The organism is Moorena bouillonii PNG, from assembly GCF_001942495.1.
In the GTDB taxonomy this organism is placed as follows: domain Bacteria; phylum Cyanobacteriota; class Cyanobacteriia; order Cyanobacteriales; family Coleofasciculaceae; genus Moorena; species Moorena bouillonii.
The window spans coordinates 2154362-2172895 of the sequence record NZ_MKZS01000001.1; the positions used below are offsets into that span (position 1 = coordinate 2154362).

General features: G+C 43.7%; 19 protein-coding genes and 2 pseudogenes. 9 read left to right on the top strand and 12 right to left on the bottom strand.

The window, feature by feature from the left end:
* The first annotated feature begins 2 nt into the window (after positions 1-2).
* Positions 3-425 carry a peptide chain release factor 1 gene (locus BJP37_RS09005; RefSeq protein WP_075905919.1) on the top strand — a complete coding sequence of 141 codons (423 nt, stop codon included), beginning with the start codon at positions 3-5 and terminating at the stop codon, positions 423-425.
* A 308-nt stretch (positions 426-733) separates the two neighbouring features.
* Positions 734-1684 (top strand): LamG-like jellyroll fold domain-containing protein, encoded by a 951-nt coding sequence (locus tag BJP37_RS09010; RefSeq protein WP_075898140.1) that lies wholly within the window; start codon positions 734-736, stop codon positions 1682-1684.
* Positions 1685-2045: 361 nt separating this feature from the next.
* On the opposite strand, the gene BJP37_RS09015 is transcribed toward BJP37_RS09010, so the two are convergent.
* From BJP37_RS09015 to BJP37_RS43405, 5 genes and pseudogenes are all read right to left on the bottom strand, one after another.
* Positions 2046-2882, bottom strand: coding sequence for a DUF4351 domain-containing protein (locus BJP37_RS09015; protein WP_075898142.1), 837 nt, complete (start codon positions 2880-2882; stop codon positions 2046-2048).
* A gap of 487 nt (positions 2883-3369) precedes the next feature.
* Positions 3370-3985, bottom strand: a pseudogene (locus tag BJP37_RS09020) (DUF4351 domain-containing protein).
* A gap of 335 nt (positions 3986-4320) precedes the next feature.
* Positions 4321-5109 carry a tetratricopeptide repeat protein gene (locus tag BJP37_RS44910; protein ID WP_438941529.1) on the bottom strand — a complete coding sequence of 263 codons (789 nt, stop codon included), beginning with the start codon at positions 5107-5109 and terminating at the stop codon, positions 4321-4323.
* Positions 5037-7367 carry an alpha/beta hydrolase gene (locus BJP37_RS44245; protein ID WP_438941530.1) on the bottom strand — a complete coding sequence of 777 codons (2331 nt, stop codon included), beginning with the start codon at positions 7365-7367 and terminating at the stop codon, positions 5037-5039. Before BJP37_RS44245 ends, BJP37_RS44910 begins: the two co-directional genes overlap by 73 nt.
* Before the next feature lie 122 nt (positions 7368-7489).
* Positions 7490-7618: a hypothetical protein gene (locus BJP37_RS43405; protein WP_269086973.1), complete on the bottom strand. Its 129-nt coding sequence runs from the start codon at positions 7616-7618 to the stop codon at positions 7490-7492.
* A 323-nt stretch (positions 7619-7941) separates the two neighbouring features.
* On the opposite strand from BJP37_RS43405, the pseudogene BJP37_RS09030 reads away from it, so the two are divergent.
* Positions 7942-8248, top strand: a pseudogene (locus BJP37_RS09030) (hypothetical protein).
* A gap of 101 nt (positions 8249-8349) precedes the next feature.
* On the opposite strand, the gene BJP37_RS38800 reads toward BJP37_RS09030, so the two are convergent.
* Entirely contained in the window at positions 8350-8493 is a 144-nt protein-coding gene (locus BJP37_RS38800) for a hypothetical protein (RefSeq protein WP_158069493.1), read from the bottom strand.
* Positions 8494-8753: 260 nt separating this feature from the next.
* On the opposite strand from BJP37_RS38800, the gene BJP37_RS36015 reads away from it, so the two are divergent.
* On the top strand, positions 8754-8981 hold the full coding sequence (locus tag BJP37_RS36015) for a hypothetical protein (protein ID WP_143727532.1): 228 nt from the start codon (positions 8754-8756) through the stop codon (positions 8979-8981).
* Here the strand turns inward: BJP37_RS36015 and ctpB are convergent.
* Positions 8964-10286: a carboxyl-terminal processing protease CtpB gene (ctpB, locus tag BJP37_RS09035; RefSeq protein ID WP_075898144.1), complete on the bottom strand. Its 1323-nt coding sequence runs from the start codon at positions 10284-10286 to the stop codon at positions 8964-8966. The genes BJP37_RS36015 and ctpB overlap by 18 nt on opposite strands.
* Before the next feature lie 662 nt (positions 10287-10948).
* Here ctpB and BJP37_RS09040 point away from each other — a divergent pair.
* On the top strand, positions 10949-11227 hold the full coding sequence (locus BJP37_RS09040; RefSeq protein ID WP_075898145.1) for a hypothetical protein: 279 nt from the start codon (positions 10949-10951) through the stop codon (positions 11225-11227).
* Here BJP37_RS09040 and BJP37_RS09045 read toward each other — a convergent pair.
* The 4 genes from BJP37_RS09045 to BJP37_RS36020 form a co-directional block, all read right to left on the bottom strand.
* Positions 11224-11499, bottom strand: coding sequence for a MoaD/ThiS family protein (locus BJP37_RS09045; RefSeq protein ID WP_075898147.1), 276 nt, complete (start codon positions 11497-11499; stop codon positions 11224-11226). The genes BJP37_RS09040 and BJP37_RS09045 overlap by 4 nt on opposite strands.
* A 102-nt stretch (positions 11500-11601) precedes the next feature.
* Positions 11602-11751, bottom strand: a complete 150-nt coding sequence (locus BJP37_RS38805; RefSeq protein WP_158069494.1) for a hypothetical protein — start codon at positions 11749-11751, stop codon at positions 11602-11604.
* The gene (gene thrC, locus BJP37_RS09050) at positions 11730-13034 is read right to left on the bottom strand and encodes a threonine synthase (protein WP_075898149.1); all 1305 of its coding nucleotides are present in this window, start codon (positions 13032-13034) and stop codon (positions 11730-11732) included. Before thrC ends, BJP37_RS38805 begins: the two co-directional genes overlap by 22 nt.
* Before the next feature lie 157 nt (positions 13035-13191).
* Positions 13192-13404: a hypothetical protein gene (locus tag BJP37_RS36020; RefSeq protein WP_143727533.1), complete on the bottom strand. Its 213-nt coding sequence runs from the start codon at positions 13402-13404 to the stop codon at positions 13192-13194.
* A gap of 32 nt (positions 13405-13436) precedes the next feature.
* On the opposite strand from BJP37_RS36020, the gene ggt reads away from it, so the two are divergent.
* The 3 genes from ggt (at position 13437) to BJP37_RS09065 (ending at position 17287) form a co-directional block, all read left to right on the top strand.
* On the top strand, positions 13437-15179 hold the full coding sequence (gene ggt / locus BJP37_RS09055; protein ID WP_075898151.1) for a gamma-glutamyltransferase: 1743 nt from the start codon (positions 13437-13439) through the stop codon (positions 15177-15179).
* Between the two features lie 154 nt (positions 15180-15333).
* The gene (locus tag BJP37_RS09060; RefSeq protein WP_143727534.1) at positions 15334-16212 is read left to right on the top strand and encodes a hypothetical protein; all 879 of its coding nucleotides are present in this window, start codon (positions 15334-15336) and stop codon (positions 16210-16212) included.
* Entirely contained in the window at positions 16205-17287 is a 1083-nt protein-coding gene (locus tag BJP37_RS09065) for a pentapeptide repeat-containing protein (RefSeq protein WP_075898155.1), read from the top strand. Before BJP37_RS09060 ends, BJP37_RS09065 begins: the two co-directional genes overlap by 8 nt.
* A gap of 142 nt (positions 17288-17429) precedes the next feature.
* Here the strand turns inward: BJP37_RS09065 and BJP37_RS09070 are convergent, their stop codons facing one another.
* Positions 17430-17738, bottom strand: a complete 309-nt coding sequence (locus tag BJP37_RS09070; RefSeq protein WP_075898157.1) for a hypothetical protein — start codon at positions 17736-17738, stop codon at positions 17430-17432.
* Between the two features lie 404 nt (positions 17739-18142).
* Between BJP37_RS09070 and BJP37_RS36025 the strand changes: the two genes are divergently transcribed.
* Positions 18143-18325, top strand: coding sequence for a hypothetical protein (locus BJP37_RS36025; RefSeq protein ID WP_143727535.1), 183 nt, complete (start codon positions 18143-18145; stop codon positions 18323-18325).
* Positions 18326-18534: the final 209 nt, after the last annotated feature.

The following is an 18534-nucleotide window of genomic DNA, read 5'->3' on the forward strand; positions in this document are numbered from 1 at the left end:
GCATGAATGACCCTTGGAATACTTTTAAGCAACAGCCTTGGCTACCTCTGTCGAAAGTAGCTGCTTTGACCACTGTGCTGGTAGTTGCTCTAGAGAACCTGTTGATATGGGTCTTGACTCAATCAGAAACTTTCCGCCCCGTCTCGCGGCTACTATTTTCTAGACCCCTAGCAATCATCTGGTTTATGGCTGCGGCTATAGGAGTTGGGGTGTTAGGAGTCTATATTTGTGAACGTTGGCAGTCTCAGGTATTCCTGAAGACCTCTAGTCTCTGGGCTTTAGTGTTCTGCCTTATCGTCGGTTTATTGCTCAAGTCCCAACTTCCCATCCCTTTTGGGTTAGTTGGGTTTTCCATGAATGCTGTGATTGGAGTAATCCTAGGGGTCTTTTGGAAAGGTCGTCCTTACTGGCGTTATTGGCATTAAAAACGCTATGGACGAGCATTAAGCCGCTACGGGAACGCATCAACGGGTACTATAGCAATCCACTATAATTCATCAAATTATTGCAGTGGGGAAATCTTGCCTGCACTAAAGTCCCTGGTTTTTGTTGCTTAAAAACAATCGCTAATTTTGCTACTAATCTTGGACTTTGGATAAAATAGTACCCTCAAAGGGTACTGTCACTTTCTAAGGGGGCCTTTGACAATAGATTTGTTAGCCCATGGTTTTGAGTAGAAACAAAAGGGAAAACATCAAATTTTGTCCAAAGTCCAAGCAGAATAAAAACAGAAATGTTTACCCCCGATCCCACAGATTTGGTAGCTGAGTATTTATTTGAAACTCCAACTGACACGGGAGTGATCAGGAACACAGCTAATCCTGGAACCTTTGATGGTATGATCCAACACGATCCGGATGCCCATCCGTTGGCTCCCTCAGCGGATGTCCCGCCAGGGTTTGTTGGTTCAGCATCCCTGAACTATAACGTTCTCAGACGCTTATCTGATAGTGGCGAATCCCCGCAAATGTCCTTTGCACAATACGTTGAGGTTCCCAATTTTCCAGATCTGGCTAACCTGACCGTGGAAACTTGGGTTAAGGTTGATTACATCAAAGCAAACCCAGCGTTTACCGATCCTCCCCAGGGTACTTACCCTGATGGAGAAGTTGGTTTTGGAGCCTGCCCACAGCCCATATGCAAAGCATTTTCCTGGTATCTTTTCCTGAGTACTCTACAAACGGATCGCAACCTGATTCTGACTATCATCCCCAACAATGTCACCCAAGGATTACCGAAGGAAGCAGACGAAACTAGCGGCAGTGGTGGTGTAGTCAGTGAGGATATCGTCCATGGTGGTCAATGGACCCATATGGCTGCAACCTTTGGTGAAGTGGCTCCCGGTAGGTTTATCATGCAGACCTACATTAATGGCATCCAAAGCCACATCGAAGAAGTTCGAGACTTTAACGGCAACATCCGTCGCATTCCCAATCAGACCGACAACCCGATAGCACCTTCCCCTGGTAGACCCCTACGGCTGGGTCAATTCCGTGATATTCAAGGCAACCTTGACTATCAGTACTCCGGACTTTTGGCTGGTGTGCGAATTTACAGTCGGGCTTTGACTCAGGAACAGATTCAAGCTGATTACAGGCATGACATCTGTTCAGGTACAGGACCATTAGGGAAAGAAATCTTCAGACTGGGCTTACTTAGTCTATGGCTGTTGAAGTCTACTTAATTGGGGTCAGAGGAATGTAGAATGTAGAATTTAGAATCAAGAATGAAGAATGAAGAATGAAGAATGAATAATTAAGAATTAAGACTTAAGACTTAAGACTTAAGACTTAAGACTTAAGTCTTAAGAATGAAAAATGAAGAATAAAGAATTTAAAATTCTACCTTCGCCGATTATAAATTCTGAATTCTACATTCTCAATTCTACATTCTCAATTCTACATTCTCAATTTTGCATTCTGAATTCTACATTCTGAATTCTACATTCTGAATTCTACATTCTGAATTCTACATTCTCAATTTTGCATTACCCACTCTACCAGCTCCCCATGGCACTGCTTTTGAGTGCTACACCTAACGGAATTTTACTTATCCCTAAACTGGTTCAACCAATTGGTCAAATCCACCTCGGCTTCAAAATCTAACAAGGCTTCTCCTAAATCCTCTAACTGCTCAAAGGATAATTCCTCAATTTGATTGTGTAATTGGGGATTGAGCTGACCTATGCGACGGTTTAGTAGACGGATAATTAACTTAACCTCATTGTGCTTTCCTTGTTCTAATCCTTGACGAATAATCCGTTGATAAACTACTGACTCTTGCATCATATCCTCCCGAAAATAGGCTTGAATTAACTGCTCATCAAATTTCACCCCAGCCAACAGTTGCACACACGCAGATAGGTTACGCTGCTGTTGTCTATCTTCAATCATATCGATTTTAGCTGCTACCTGGGATAGCAATGTTTCTGGCACTTCCGCTTGTGCTAACACGGCTAAGGGGAGTAACCCTGGGGTGGTGAGTAATGGTTGTGGATCACATTCCCAAATCCGAATCACTCGGTAGCGGAAGGATAGGTTCCTCTCGGTAAATTGATTCACAAATACTCCCGCTAATCGGCTTGGTTTCAGGAAAATTATTACTTGCTCAATATCACAGCGATACTGCCGATACAACCTTACCCAATAATCGAGCATCCGCAGGGGTAACGGAGGTTCAGATTGGGGTAAGGTTTGAAATTCCAGATGCAAAATAGCATCAGCAACTCGCACAAAAAATAAGGCATCTGCTCGAATTGGCTCTGTGCTCAATTCGGTGTTGAGAATTTCGATATCCTCTGCTGGTTGCTGGTTGAATAACCAACGGGTAAAGGCTTGGGGATATTGTTCAACTAAATATTTTAGAGTACTGTCGTAAGTCATTACACATCTGATCTAACTAAGTCAATTCTGGTTAACTAATCGAAAAGAGGGTTAAGAGCTACAAATTCGACGACTCGAACCTATCCCAAATTATCTTCTTAAAACCCAGGGAAAGGTATGTCGGAAATATCCGCCACTTAACTAACTCTTTAAATTCTGAGTTAATCCTGACAATAATCAACGAAAATCATGGGGACAAAAACTAGAAAAAAATCTAGCTATTGTTTGGTAATATTTTTCTAGTTTATCACAAAATTTAGCAATAATATTAGTCTGTATTTCTTTAAAATATTTAATATTTTTAGCTACAATTGGGACTTATTTACTTCAGTTAAATCTATAGATCCCCCCTAACCCCCCTTAAAAAAGGGGGGAACAGGAATTGGATGGGATTTTGAGCAATATTATTATAGTGGGTAAGGCAAATCCAAACCCACTCAATCAGCTCTAGATTGCACTGCTTTTGGATACTAAACCTAACGGGATTTTACTTATCCCCAAACTGGTGCAACCAATTGGTCAAATCCACCTCGGTTTCAAAATCTAACAAGGCTTCTCCTAAATCCTCCAACTGGTCAAAGGATAATTGTTCAATTTGATTGTGTAATTGGGGATTTATCTGACCTAGGCGACGGTTAATTTGACGGATAATTAAATTAAGCTCATTGCGCTTTCCTTGCTCTAATCCCTGTTCTAATCCTTGACGAATAATTCGTTGATAAACTACTGACTCTTGCATCATATCCTCCCGAAAATAGGCTTGAATTAACTGTTCATCGAATTTCACCCCAGCCAACAGTTGCACGCAAGCAGATAGGTTACGCTGCTGTTGTCTATCTTCAATCATATCGATACAACCTGACCCAATAATCCAGCATCCGCAGGGGTAAAGGAGGTTCAGATTGGGGTAGGGTTTGAAATTCCAAATGCAAAATAGCATCAGCAACTCGCACAAAAAACAAGGCATCTGCTCGAATTGGCTCTGTGCTCAATTCGGTGTTGAGAATTTCGATATCTTCTGCTGGTTGCTGGTTGAATAACCAACTGGTAAAGGCTTGGGGATATTTTTCAACTAGATATTTTAGGGTACTGTCGTAATTCATTTAATTAGGTAAATTATCGCCAATTAATTATGATTTAGGACATAATATCTTATTTGTGTTACCTATTTTTAAGTAGTTGTGGAGTTGTTGAATATCTAAGGAATAGGAGCAGCGATCGCACGAAATATAGTAATGTGTTGGCATCTACAGCGCTATCGGCTGGGTTACTATTGGATAAGGGGTTGGTTTATCAAATTATGATCAAGACATCTTCAGTGATTCAACAGTTTATCAGTATCTATAATTTCCAAAGAGATTATGAAACCAAATGTTGATTTCTGATAACAGGAAAAAATTCTCGCATCAAGACAATACTTTAGCAAGAAGTCTACTGATCACTTTGACAGATCATCCCGCAATCTTTCTAGATTATTACGAAAGGTTATAATCTTAGGATGATTTGACCCTAACTTCTGTTCTGCAATATCTAATGCCTGGACATAAAGGGGTTCCGCTTCATGGTAACGCCCCTGAGAAGAGTAGAGTAATGCCAGGTTGTTGAGACTAGTGGCTACCGAGGGATGGTCTTGACCCAGCAGCTGCTTTTTCATGTCCAATGCCTGGACATACAGGGGTTCCGCTTCATGGTAACGCCCCTGATCATCGTAGAGTGATGCCAGGTTGTGGAGACTAGTGGCTACCGAGGGATGGTCCTGACCCAGCAGCTGCTTTCTCATGTCCAATGCCTGGACAATGAGGGGTTCCGCTTCATGGTAACGCCCCTGAGCTTGGTAGAGATATCCCAGGTTGGCTCGACTAGTGGCTACCGAGGGATGGTCTTGACCCAGCAGCTGCTTTCTCATGTCCAAAGCCTGGACATAAAGGGGTTCCGCTTCATGGTAACGCCCCTGAGCTTGGTAGAGATATCCCAGGTTGTTGAGAGTTTCAGCGACATGGGGATGTTCTTGACCCAGCAGCTGCTTTCTCATGTCCAAAGCCTGGACATAAAGGGGTTCCGCTTCATGGTAACGCCCCTGAGCTTGGTAGAGATATCCCAGGTTGTTGAGAGTTTCAGCGACATGGGGATGGTCTTGACCCAGCAGCTGCTTTCTCATGTCCAAAGCCTGGACATAAAGGGGTTCCGCTTCATGGTAACGCCCCTGAGCTTGGTAGAGATATCCCAGGTTGTTGAGAGTTTCAGCGACATGGGGATGNGACTAGTGGCTACCGAGGGATGGTCTTGACCCAGCAGCTGCTTTCTCATGTCCAAAGCCTGGACATAAAGGGGTTCCGCTTCATGGTAACGCCCCTGAGCTTGGTAGAGATTTGCCAGGTAGGCTCGACTAGTGGCTACATCGTGATGTTCTTCACCCAGACGACTTGTGCTAATATCTAAACTTTGCTTATACCAAGGTTCAGCCTGATCATAGGTACCTTGACCCTCAGAGAATCTTCCTAAGCCAGTAAAGGGCTCTATTAAATCTTCATCCCTGAGCCAGTCAGTTAGTACTGTGGCAGCTTCGGCTAAATGAGGGATGGCGGGGGTAACTAGTTCAATGATTTGCCGAGTTGGTGTAAAAGGAATTTCTTTTGCCTTAGCCACCATTGTCTGACAAAAGCTTTGCTTGTAGCTATCGGCCTCTGGTAATTGAGCCAGCTTGGTCTGGAAAAATTCTCGAATTAGTGGATGGAGTTGATAGGTTTTCTGTTCAGTCAATTGCAACAGGTTCAGTTTCACTAAACTGCGATTGGCCGTAGGCCACGCTTCACGATCGCGTAATTCTTCCAATTCTTCCTGTTCTTCTTCCCAGTCATCTTCATCCTCAGTTTCGATAACACACTTCTCTACCAGGGACCACTCAAAAGGAGCAGGAGCAAACAGACTCAGACGACATCCCAACTGCTGGGCTTCTGGACAATCTTTCAAATCTTCCCAAGATAACTCAAAGGCGGCTGCTACTCCCAACTGGGCTGTCATTTCCCCTTCTTCTGTGGGATCAAGTAATGCCTTAGCTGCTAATTTCTTTTTCTCTAAACGTTTCTGAACTTTAGCAATGGTGAAGGTCGGATGTAGATCTAAATATCGTCCGACTAACTCCAAACCCAAAGGCAAATGACCCAACCATTTACATAACGCTTCTGCTTCGGTTAGTTCTTTTTCAATGCGCTCTTGTCCAACAAGCTTACCTAATAATTCCAATGCTGCCTCTGGGGATAGTACATCCAAGTCAATTCGTCGGAAAGAAGCCCCTGGACGCTGACGACTGGTGACCAGTACTTTGAACCGGGATTCAGCTGGAGGCAAATACTGATGAATTGTTTCTTTGTAGTCATTGCTGAAAGAAGCGACATCATCCAGCACGATCAATACTGTTCCTTCTGGCCAATTTCTCCAGCAGTATCTTACCTGCTCCTTGAACTCTAGTTCATCTGGAATGGTTAATCCTAATTCCGTACGTCCAAAACTAACAACTTGAATCCCCAGATCTAGCCCGCGCACTGGAAACCAGCACCTACCACCAGGGTAGTTATCCTGATATCTTAAAGCATATTGTAGAGCTAATTCGGTTTTGCCCACACCGCCCATTCCGGCAATAGCACAAATCGCTAATCGATCGGTCTTTTGAAGTTCCTGATGGAGCTGCTTAAGTTGATCGTCTCTACCGACAAAATAGGGAGTGCCACTATTGATACTAATGTTAGTCGGGGAATTTAACGTTATCTGTTTTTTTGTGAGGCATTCCTCAAGAAATTTCTTGACACCAAGATAGACCAAACTGTTTTGAGACTCTGGTTTGCATAGGTCAATATGGTGCTTTGCTATAGCAACCGGCTTCACTCCTTCAATGGCTGGGTTTGCACTATCTTCGTCTACAACCAAAATCCCTTTTACAGGCTGGGTTTCATAATAGACTTTTGTAGCAATTCCTAGACTCCGAACGTTTTCTCTATACCACTCATTTAATTCCCGTAACTGAGGGTGATGAGCTTTTAATTCCTCTACACTGACGGTGGTTCGTGCTAAAACACCAATATTATTAATTAAATTAGCGAGATGAGACCCAGTGTGGGGAGTAGCCAGAAATACTATGCCTTTAGTCTGCTCAATAATCCCTTTATAGTCATCAAAATCATTAGCACTACGAAGCATTTTTTTGACTAAAAGCCCGCCCATACTATGAGTAATAAATATTAATGGACGCTTACCCAGATTGCAGCTATCTAACCACCCTAATAAATTACTAGCAAGATCGAAGAGCGGCATACTGCTATTGCTTTGCCAGTTTGTCGCTTTCGCGTCATACCCAAAAGACCAGATGTTAAGGCATAGCTGCTCTTGTCCTAACCAAACTGGCCAAAAATTATCATCATTGATTGCATGCTGGGGATGCCACGTGCCTCTGGGATCACCTCCAAGTCCGTGAACAAACACCACATCCATACTGGTTTCTGAGTCCTCGCACCCTGAGATTTTTATCAATCCCCTCGAATCGCTTACCAACCAATTAGCCTCCAGTTAACTCTATAGCCTTAACCAGTAGATACAGACAAACCTATTTTTATTTATTCTAATACAAAAAAATCCAGGTAATCGGGAGTCGGGAGTCGGGAGTCGGGTAAAAAGTTATCACAATTTATTTTATATAACGATAACAATTTTGCGGATATATTTTTTTTATTTCCTGTTTCCAAGGCTATCAGTAAATTTAATCTACAAAAAAACGAACGCTAACATTTTTACTATGTCCCCTGTTTGCGATTCTAACTTATAACTTATAACTTATAACTTATACTTGGTGGTGCGTTACGGTGCGGGCTATCCCAATACTGGCTAAGAATTGTAAAATTATGGCGAGCCCACCCCTAACGCACCCTACGCACTAAATTCTTAATTCTAAATTCTTAATTCTACATTCTTAATTCTACATTCTTAATTCTACATTCTAAAAACCCTTGACACCTAAAATCATAATCGTTATGATTATATTTAAAAACTTCAAGAGCAATTTTGAATTATGCCTGACAACTTTCGCCCAGATCCACAAAACAATCCTGAGGATATCACTCCTAGTAATACTCCTCAGGAACCTTCCCCAAAAAAATACCCCATTAAGCACATTTTGAAGCGATGCAGCGCGGTCTTGGGGGTTTCCCCCATGAGCGACTGCATCAAGACAGGGTTCCCGCCGGGCAATAAACAACACCATGCAGACCCTTTATGCACGGGGTTACGCCGAAATATCGGAGTGGAGCCCCCTTCAGCCCACTGGAATTCCTGGCGAATTCATCACCATGATGACCAAGTATTTAAATTTGGGTTAAACTATTAAATTATAGGGGGGGAAACCCCCCTGGCCAAAGCATCAGGTTTGTTCACGTAGCGTGACCTTTGGTCAATCCTATGGGATCATTTCTGGATTGGTTTAGAAAGTTGAGGCATAACTAAAAACTCCTAGCCGTGGAAGGTTTTCTGCGGCTATTTTTTTTTCCTTATTATGTTTTAGGGCATCGGGAATTGGGAATCGGGACTCGGGAATCGGGACTCGGGAAAAAAATTTAGATGTCAATTACCCTTACTAGTAAACGCTATACTTCCTGATATCAATTAGCGACAAGAATGGTACGATGGGTAAGGTGGTTGAATGCTTTCGCGTAGCGTCTCTTTCAGAGAATCGCAATCAATTTCAGTTCACAACAATTGTTTTATTGTGATTCATCCTACATCTACTGGTGGGATTGGTGAAATATTGAATTAGTACGAATTCAATTACAGTTAATCAACAATTGTTTTATTGTGATTCATCCTTGGTGGGCAGTGCATACCTAGGTGTACCCAAGCCAATTAATATTTCTGTGGCACTGCCCACCCTACATCTGTTCTATTGTGATTCATCCTTGGTGGGCAGTGCATACCTGGGTGTACGCCACCAAGATGAATTTGTCTAGTGCACTGCCCACCCTACATCTCCTCCCGATTCCCGATTCCCGATTCCCGATTCCCGATTCCCGATTCCCGATTCCCGATTTCCAGCGCAGCTTACCAGACTCTACCTGAGTTTATGGGTTGACTGAGGGTTCCAGGCTCGGAGGCAGTAGTTGATTTTAAAACTGCGATCGCTTTTCCGTATTGAGGATCCTTGCTAGTGCCACGCCATCCCGGTTGATTAGATAGCTGTTGCCGTTGCTCAAGGGTCAACTCTTGGCGAATATCGGGCACAATTCCTTTCAAACTAATATCTTCACCACTGGGTAGGTAGTAACGAGAGACTGTCACCGTTAAACCTGAACCATCAGATAAGGAATGGACAGACTGGACAGCGGCTTTACCAAAAGTGCGAGAACCGATAACAGTAGCGCGTTTGTTATCTTTGAGAGCACCAGTTAAAATCTCACTAGCACTAGCAGAGTTACCATCCACTAGAATCGCTAAGGGCAGTTGGGTCAAGGCGGTTCGATTAGCGCTGTATGCTTGTTTACCACCGATCCGGTCTATAGTGCTAACAATTTCTCCTTCTTGCATCCACATCCGGGCAATTTCAATACTGGAAAAAAGTAATCCGCCTGGATTACCCCGCAGATCTAGGACATAAGCATTCACCTTCTGCTGATTTAGGTTACTAATTGCCCGTTGCATTTGTTCAGCTGCATGGGAACTAAATTCATTTAAGCTGATATAACCCACTCGCAGATTCCCTTCCTCCTTGACGCTGTAACGAACAGAGGGAATTTCTATCTGAGCTCGGGTTAGTTCTATCTCAAAAATGCCCTCTCCTGGTCGGGCAATCCGCAGAGTCACTGATGACCCCACTTTACCCCGGATTAGTTCCGAGGCATCTTCGAGACTTAACCCTTTCGTAGCTTTGCTATCTACCGCTAAAATCCTATCCCCAGCTTGAAGACCTGCCTTAAACGCTGGGGAATTTTCAATCGGTTCAATGATTAACGGGGTCTCGGTCTGCTTTTCTATTTCCATGCGAATACCCACACCAGACAGTTCACCAACAGTTTGGTTTGTCAAGGCTTGGAACTGTTCTGGCACTAAAAAGCGGGTGTAGGGGTCTTCCAAGGTTTCTAGGGCTTTCCGAATCGCTTTATAGGCTTCTTCCTTTGAAGCGTAGCTTCTGCTGAGAAGTTTGTGCCTAGTCGCTTGCCAGTCAACTTGGTTAAAGGTGTTATCGACATATTCCCGATTGACAGTTTGCCAAACTTCATCAACAATCGTTTTGGGGCTATCCTGAAATGCTACAACCACAGAGCTACCATTAATCGGTGTTGCCCAAGACCAAACTGCTGTGGTTGCGATCGCTCCAGTGAACAGAACACGTTTGAGTCGGGGGAAGTTTTTCAGGGATTGTCTCATGGATATAAGGCGGCAAACTACTTAATTACTTAATCTATTTAGTTATTTAGTTTTTTATAACTTCAACCAGGCTTGAGGTTTTTGTTAACCAGCTCTAGGATTGCCCATGGCTATGACCGACTGAGACTACCTAGCTATGACTACTAATCCTACTGATGATAATAACCAAAAAAAAATATTTTATAGGTTTAGCTTATGATATGATCTAATCAAGGGATATTTTAATGTAAGCTGATTCCGTCAACTTAGTCGCTAAGTTTCAGTCACTAAGTTTCAGTCACTAAGTTTCAGTCACTTAGTGTAAGCATTCAGCTATCAGCTATCAGCTATCAGCTTATGTGCTACGCACACGCCGACTTTTGAATAAAACAAGTAAGCATTGGTTTAATCTATGTTACGTCAGCACCTCAAGTAGCTTGAGCCTTGGCCATTCGCGAATGGCTGACGGCTGACGGCTGACGGCTGAATGCTTACCTTAGTTACAAGAGAGGCTAGAGTTTTTTTATACGATTTAATAGTCTAATTGTAATATACAAAAATTCAGCAACTAAGGCAGACTGCCGTTGTGCCAGTTCTAAAACTGAACTGCTCTGGGTACACAGACTGCCATAGCGATCGCAAAATAATCACTGATTTAGCGGCCAGCTCAGGTGGCTAGCTAAATGCGTGGTATCAAAATACTTGCAGCAATCCCGATCAACCCCCGAGTCTTGTATAGCGCCGCTGAAAATCCAGTTACTGTCGGGAGTTGGGGAGATGGGGAAATGGGGAGTCAGATCAGGGTTCCCTGTGCCCTGTTCCCTACTCCCTGTGCCCTTTTCCCTTCTAAAACCCAGGACGAAAGTTCCTGTAGGGTGGGCAGTGCATCAGACAGATTCACCAAGCTTACCAATCCCTTAGGTAAGCACTGCCCACCTACGATTAACCACAATAATCTCTAACCACCAGCAACAGCTGTGACAATACTCACTTCATCCCCATTGTTGAGTTTTGTTTCTGTATTCTCCAACAAGCGGATATCTTCCCCGTTCACGTAGAGATTCAAAAATCGACGGGGTTTACCCTGCTCATCGCACAGTCGTTGTTTAATACCAGGACAATTACTTTCCAGGGATTCGATCAGTTCAGAAACATTCGTGCCCTCGCATTCTACTGTTGCTTGCTCTTGGGTATATTTCTGCAGAGGAGTAGGAATTAAAACTTTTACAGCCATAATCAATATCTTGCTTTTAATTCTCAATTTTGAAGGTTGAATGGTAAGCCATCAGCTATCAGCATTCAGTTATCAGCATTCAGCCATTTGCTGCAGGTGAAGCTACTGTTCGCGCAGCGCAATGCTTTTGAATAAAATAGGCTGTTCGCGTGGCGTGAGCCTTTGGCTGAGGGCTGAGGGCTGACCACTGACCACTGACTGCTGACTGCTGACTGCTGACTGCTGAATGCTTAAACTAAAACTTGCTGCCATTCCAGACGGTCTAGGGTGTTAGCCCGCTCTAATGCTTGCTCGAAATTGTCTAGTTTTGGTTCAATGATAAACGGTTGACCCACATAGCCTTGAACTGCTTCTTGGGTCTTCAAGCCATTACCTGTGATGTAGGCTACTGTAGTTTCATCAGGGTCAATTTTACCAGCTTCTACCAACTTCTTGAGTACAGCAATTGTAGTACCTCCTGCGGTTTCGGTGAAGATTCCTTCGGTTTCTGCCAGCAACTTCATCCCTTCGATAACTTCTGCATCAGTCACGGATTCAATGTTTCCGTTAGTTTTCTTAGCTATTTCTAAAGCGTAGATGCCGTCGGCTGGGTTTCCAATCGCAATGGATTTAGCAATGGTGTTCGGCTTGACTGGAGTAATAAAGTCCCGTCCTTCTTTGAAAGCTTGAGCGATCGGGGAGCAACCTTCTGCTTGAGCGCCACTGAAGCGCACTGATTTATCATCCACTAGACCCACTTTGATGAATTCTTGGAAGCCTTTGTAGATCTTGGTGTATAGGGAACCTGATGCCAAGGGAGCAACAACATGGTCCGGTAGTTGCCAACCTAGTTGTTCAGCTACTTCAAAGCCCAGAGTTTTAGAGCCTTCTGAGTAGTAGGGACGTAGGTTAATGTTCACAAATCCCCAACCGTGGCTGTTGGCTACTTCACAACAGAGGCGGTTGACTTGGTCGTAGTTGCCTTTGACTGCCATTAATGTGGGGTTGTAAATCAGAGTCCCCATCACTTTACCCGCTTCCAGGTCAGCAGGGATAAACACGCAGCAGTCGAGTCCAGCATGAGCTGCGATCGCAGCAGTAGAATTCGCTAAGTTTCCAGTACTAGCACAGGATACCGTTGAGAAGCCTAACTCCCGTGCTCTACTTAGAGCCACTGATACCACCCGGTCTTTGAAGCTCAGGGTGGGCATGTTGACAGCATCATTTTTAATGTAGAGATTTTTTAACCCTAAGCGTCTAGCCAAGCGAGTCGATTTGACTAAGGGAGTCATTCCCGTACCAACATCAATATAGTTATCAGTGGCAAGGGGTAAGAAAGAACGATAGCGCCACATAGATTTCGGACCTGCCTCTATGCTTTGCCGGGTTACATGGCGTCTGAGGGTGCCGTAGTCATATTTTACTTCCAACGGACCAAAGCATTCCTCACAAACATGCATTGCCTTGGGCTCATACTCCGCACCACACTCTTTACACTTCAACTTGGTAAATGCGGTAGATGCCTGGGTTTTGGGAGTAATTGTGGCTTGGCTCATGGGTATATCTCTAATTACGTTCTCTAATTACGTTCAGTCAAGACTTGATTAAAAGTAACATACCTCAAAATGTCCGTCAAACATACCCGACTTTTTTAGTCGGGATTACTTACAGCCCTTACACAAGAACCATTAACCAGTCTAAACTACTGTCAATTTAGATACAAACTTTGGTGCGATTAGTGATATATGGCTGTGTGTAGGGAACAGGGAATAGGGAATAGGGAATAGGCAAGAGGCAAGAGGCAAGAGGCAAGAGGCAACAGTAATCCCCCCGACTCCCGACTCCCGACTCCCGACTCCCGACTCCCGACTCCCTAGTAGCGCTGGTGGAAACCGTTATAGTATCTTTCCGAAAGCCGAAAATCATTTCCAATCTCTCAATATTTCCTCAACTATCCCATGGGCAAGATAGCCAAAACACATAAATTCATCATCACTTGCCTCACTACTCTAATTTTCATTAGTGCTGGCAGCGCCTTTGGTCAAGACACAATTATCTTTAGCAGAAAAGATATCTTTCATCCCGTTATCGCTAACAACGGTATGGTTTCCTCTCAAGAAAGCTATGCCTCACAAGCTGGTTTAGCCGTTTTAAAAGAAGGTGGCAATGCTGTTGATGCTGCGGTAACCATTGGGTTTACCCTAGCGGTAACCTTACCGCGAGCTGGGAATCTCGGTGGTGGTGGCTTTATGCTCTTACATTTGGCCAAGGATAACCAAACCATTGCTATTGATTATCGGGAGAAAGCACCACTCGCTGCTACTCGTGATATGTTTCTGGATAATAATGGTGAGGTTGACCCAGAAAAGTCTCGATACAGTTATTTATCTGTAGGTGTTCCTGGTACTGTAGCTGGGTTAACCATGGCACTGGAAAAATACGGCACTATTTCCTTAGAACGGGCATTACAACCAGCTATAGAATTAGCAGAAAAAGGGTTCCCAGTTTCTGAAGATTTGCTCATATCTCTGAGATACTCTAAGCAGCGAATGCAGGCTTCTGAGGCGAGTATGGCTATTTTTTATAAGCCAGGGGGCGTGCCTTATCAGGTGGGGGAAATCTTGGTACAAAAGGATTTAGCCCGTAGTTTAAAGCTAATTGCTAAATATGGGGCTAAAGCTTTTTATGATGGTGCGATCGCATCGGCTATCGTAGCAGATATGGAAGCCAATGGTGGTCTGATTACCAAAGAGGATTTAGCGACATATAAACCCGTGATTCGAGAGCCGATTCAGGGCACTTATCGGGGCTATGAGATTTATTCTATGCCACCTCCAAGTTCTGGAGGTATCCATCTGGTGCAGATGTTGAATACGTTAGAAGCATTTCCGATTCGGAAACTGGGACATAATACTGCCCAAACCATTCATTTAATGACGGAAAGTATGAAGTTAGCTTATGCTGACCGTTCTAAGTTTTTAGGAGATCCTGACTTTGTGCCCGTTCCCGTTGCTGAATTAACCTCTAAAACCTATGCTGAACGCATCCGTCAACGGATTAATCCCTATCGAGCAACTCCCAGTTCAGAAATTGCCCCTGGTAATCCTACTCAACCGGTAGAAAGCAATGATACCACCCATTATTCAGTGATGGATAAGTATGGCAATGCTGTTGCTAATACCTATACTTTAAACTTCAGCTATGGCAGTAAAATTACAGTACCGGGAACGGGTATTCTCCTCAACAATGAAATGGATGATTTTTCAGCTAAGCCAGGAGTCCCTAATGCTTTTGGGTTAACTGGAGCAGAATTCAATGCTATAGCACCGGAAAAAAGAATGCTGAGTTCTATGACCCCAACAATTGTGCTCAAAGCTGGTAACCCTTATCTAGTCACTGGCAGTCCCGGGGGGAGTAGGATTATTACCACAGTTTTGCAATTGATTATGAATGTAATTGATCACCAGCTCAATATTGCTACAGCTACTAATGCCATTCGGGTACATCATCAATGGTTACCGGATAAACTTTTTATAGAACAGGGTTTGAATGGTGATACAAACCAATTATTAAAGTATAAAGGATATAAGATTTCGGTGAGTAATGCTATGGGGAGTACCCAGAGTATCATGTACATTAACAATTCATTTGAAGGTGCATCTGATCCTCGCCGACCTGGTGCCTTAACCTTAGGTTATTAACCTATAGCAATTATTATACTCATGAGGTACAATATGGGTTTTAGGGAGCAGGGAGCAGCTAATAGGCAAGAGGCAAGAGGCAATATCTAAAAAAATGTGTACCTCATAGCTATGATAAACGCTCAAGTATTTACTTGAGCAATCCGTGTAGGAATTGTGGGAATTTTGGATCGTAACTTCCCTACTCCCTACTCCCTACTCCCTACTCCCTACTCCCTATTCCCTACTCCCTATTCCCTATTCCCTTTGCTATTACATGCCTCCACCAGAGCCTAAGAATAAATGCCTAGATTGCTTAGGGATGAAATTGGAAGGAACGCTGATTCCGCCAAACAAACAAAAACGTAAGTTTTGGCAAAAACCGTCTAAAATCCCGCAGATTAATTTATACCTAACCATTCAATTTAAGCAACAGTGGGAAGAGTTGCTCGAAGGTCGTGTTAAATTTGGACTCAAAGGTGGAGTACTGCGCCTTCATCTCCAACATGGTAATATCCCCTATGAATTCCGTGAGCTTGGTGGTTATATTCAACTGGCAACAGTAGGTAATCAACAGTCATCATGGCCTAGTTGTGATCTCAAGCAGCGTCCAACAGACTCTAATGCCAACAGGGAAAAAGGGGGAAGTAATGTTACTCCAGAAGCTACCCAATGGCAATTCCACGAGAGATGCCAACCAGAATCTCAACCAGAATCCTACGAGACCGATCAAGTTTCCTGGTGCCACATTACCAATCAAGTTTCGGGGGAAAATCCTGCCTGGATTTTTGAAGAACAGAAGGGCAATGGTGTTTTATTTGGTTGCCTGAATCGGGTAAAGCTAGCCACTGTGAATGTCACTGCTTTACCCTGTCGTATCCAAGCAATCTTTGAAGTATCCCAGCGAGATATTTGTCTAACTGAAGTTGAGGGGTTGTGGTCTAATAACCTTACCCGCAATAAAACCGTTGTGCTGAACAGACTGATTGTGGAACATTTGTTGGTAAGTAAATTTAAGCCCTATCTGTCTCGAGTGGAATTGCAATATGGGTGAGGAAAAATCTCAACCGATTCTGCTCAGCCTGATCAAGCGGGTTGTAGTGGCAGAAACAGACAATCTTGAGCAGTTGACTGCAATGGTTGGGCTGAATCTGGCTGAGCACTTCACTGCAGCTGACTTAAGTTACACTGACCTCAGCCAAGCTAGGTTGATTGAAGCGGATTTCAGAGGAACAGATTTCCGGGGGGCTAACCTCCAAGGTGCCAACTTCTGTAATGCTGACTTGAGGGGGGCTGATTTCAGGAGTGCCAATCTAAGCATGAGCGACTTCAGGAGTGCTAATCTCCAGGGGGTAAGCCTTGGTGGTGCTGACCTGAGGGGGATACGATTAGATGGTGCTAATCTCAGGGATGGTGACCTCAGTGGTGCTGACTTGAGGGGAGCTGACGTCAGGAAAACTGACCTCACTGGTGTTAATCTTAGCGAGGCTAAATTGGGAGGTGCTTACCTCCAGGGGGCTAAACTCAGGGGGGCTAATCTGGGTAATGCGATTTTGAGCAGAGCTAACCTTCAGGGGACTAACCTGATCCGTGCCCACCTGGGGGGGGCTGACTTGAGGTGTGTTGATTTATCCCATGCTAACTTAAGCCGTGCTGAGCTTAGTGAAGCTAATCTCAAAGGTGCGAAACTGAGGGGAACTAATCTTAAAGGTGCTGATTTAAGTTTAGCAGATATGACCCAAGTCTGCCTGATTCGTGCTAATTTGAGTTATGTCCATCTGATTCGTTCCAACCTTCGCAAAGCTGAGCTGATTCGTAGCGACTTAAGTCACAGTGATCTCAGGGGAGTTGATCTTCAGGGAGCTGACTTGAGTTTGGCTATCTTTGAAAATGCTGACCTTAGGAGTGCTAATCTCAGAAGTGCGAAGATGAATCTTGCTGAGTTAGATGGTGCCAATCTGAGAGGGGCTGATTTTAGTCATGCTGAAATTAGGGGGGCAAAAGTGAAAGGGGCTAGGTTCGCTAAAAATCGAGGTATTTCTAATCATATGAAACGGGTGTTGATGCGCTTAGGGGCAATTTTTGAAGATGACGACCGCGATAGCTCTACGGTGATTATTTCTCGTTAAGTTTAGTAAGCATTCAGCTAAAGCGCTACGCGCACGCTTCGCGAACAGTTATCAGCATTCAGCGAATAGGGTGCGTTAGGCAAAGCTAAGGCACCGATATGATTGCGATCGCGAAGCGGTTACGAAGGAACATCGCATTTCTTCACGCAACGTTATCCCCTGAGGTACGTAAGGGAATTAGAGGCAGCAGGGGAGACAGGGGAATCAGAGACACGTTTGACGTTTCAGTCTTAGCAGGCTCGGGTGCTTGGAAAGGTTCCTCAAATTGCTCAAAGTGCATTTCAGACACTGGTGTCTGTAACAATTTTTCTAATGCAATTTGCGGTTTGAGTTCAGCAATATCTTCTTCGAGGATTTGATTGAGCTTAATTTTATCTTCTATTTCCAGACTATTAATTGCTTCGACAAGAGACTCGAAAGGAATTAGCCTTTTGAAAGCAGCTTGTATCATATTTACCTTCCGGGATTACGTGTATATGATTACTTAAGTTACTATAGTAGCCCCAATATACCTCTGTGGTAACCGGAGTTTATGTTTATTAACATTTCCTTCCAAGTCAGCATCTTCACTGTTGACTATTTTACCAAAATGTGTTTAAACTAGCCATAAAATTTTACCAGCTATGGTTATTCTCAACAGATAAGGACATAGTATGAAAATGAGCAAAAACGTATTTAAACATACTATTAACCAGGGTAAACTACTTTTTCCTGGCTTTATCAACAGGGATTATATGATGTCGGTATAATTACTCTAATAAAAATCTCCCCATCGCCCCATCTACCCATACTTCCCATACTTCCCATACTTCCCATCTGCCTATTTGCCTATTTGCCCATCCCCCTATTAAACAAATGCTTACCTGTTTTATTCAAAACCTGAAAGGTAAGCAGTCAGCAGTCAGCAGTCAGCAGTCAGCAGTCAGCAGTCAGTTTAAAATAAACCTCGTTCCTAGCACAGGCTTTGGCCTTGGCCTTTGGCCACGCTACGCGAATGGCCACGCTGTGCGAACGACGCTCTCACTTGACTCAGATTAAACTAATGCTTACCTCTTTTATTCAAAAGCTGATCACTAATCACTAATCACTAATCACTTATAGCTGTTCGCGTAGCGTGCGCGTAGCGCATTCGCTGATGGCTGACAGCTGACGGCTGAATGCTTACTTTGGGAGTAAAATCACCAACATCCTTATTATATCAAATCCGGGTGTAGACTTATTGTATAGAGTGAGTCGGGAAAGATCTA

Bases quoted from the DNA above. Each gene is read 5' to 3' on its own strand.
- BJP37_RS09040 (WP_075898145.1), top strand. From the start codon at position 10,949: ATGCGTGGTATCAAAATACTTGCAGCAATCCCGATCAACCCCCGAGTC.
- BJP37_RS09045 (WP_075898147.1), bottom strand. From the start codon at position 11,499: ATGGCTGTAAAAGTTTTAATTCCTACTCCTCTGCAGAAATATACCCAA.
- thrC (WP_075898149.1), bottom strand. From the start codon at position 13,034: ATGAGCCAAGCCACAATTACTCCCAAAACCCAGGCATCTACCGCATTT.
- ctpB (WP_075898144.1), bottom strand. From the start codon at position 10,286: ATGAGACAATCCCTGAAAAACTTCCCCCGACTCAAACGTGTTCTGTTC.
- BJP37_RS09070 (WP_075898157.1), bottom strand. From the start codon at position 17,738: ATGATACAAGCTGCTTTCAAAAGGCTAATTCCTTTCGAGTCTCTTGTC.
- BJP37_RS09010 (WP_075898140.1), top strand. From the start codon at position 734: ATGTTTACCCCCGATCCCACAGATTTGGTAGCTGAGTATTTATTTGAA.
- BJP37_RS09015 (WP_075898142.1), bottom strand. From the start codon at position 2,882: ATGACTTACGACAGTACTCTAAAATATTTAGTTGAACAATATCCCCAA.
- BJP37_RS38805 (WP_158069494.1), bottom strand. From the start codon at position 11,751: ATGGCAGCAAGTTTTAGTTTAAGCATTCAGCAGTCAGCAGTCAGCAGT.
- BJP37_RS09005 (WP_075905919.1), top strand. From the start codon at position 3: ATGAATGACCCTTGGAATACTTTTAAGCAACAGCCTTGGCTACCTCTG.
- BJP37_RS09065 (WP_075898155.1), top strand. From the start codon at position 16,205: ATGGGTGAGGAAAAATCTCAACCGATTCTGCTCAGCCTGATCAAGCGG.
- BJP37_RS36025 (WP_143727535.1), top strand. From the start codon at position 18,143: ATGCTTACCTGTTTTATTCAAAACCTGAAAGGTAAGCAGTCAGCAGTC.
- ggt (WP_075898151.1), top strand. From the start codon at position 13,437: ATGGGCAAGATAGCCAAAACACATAAATTCATCATCACTTGCCTCACT.
- BJP37_RS36020 (WP_143727533.1), bottom strand. From the start codon at position 13,404: ATGATTTTCGGCTTTCGGAAAGATACTATAACGGTTTCCACCAGCGCT.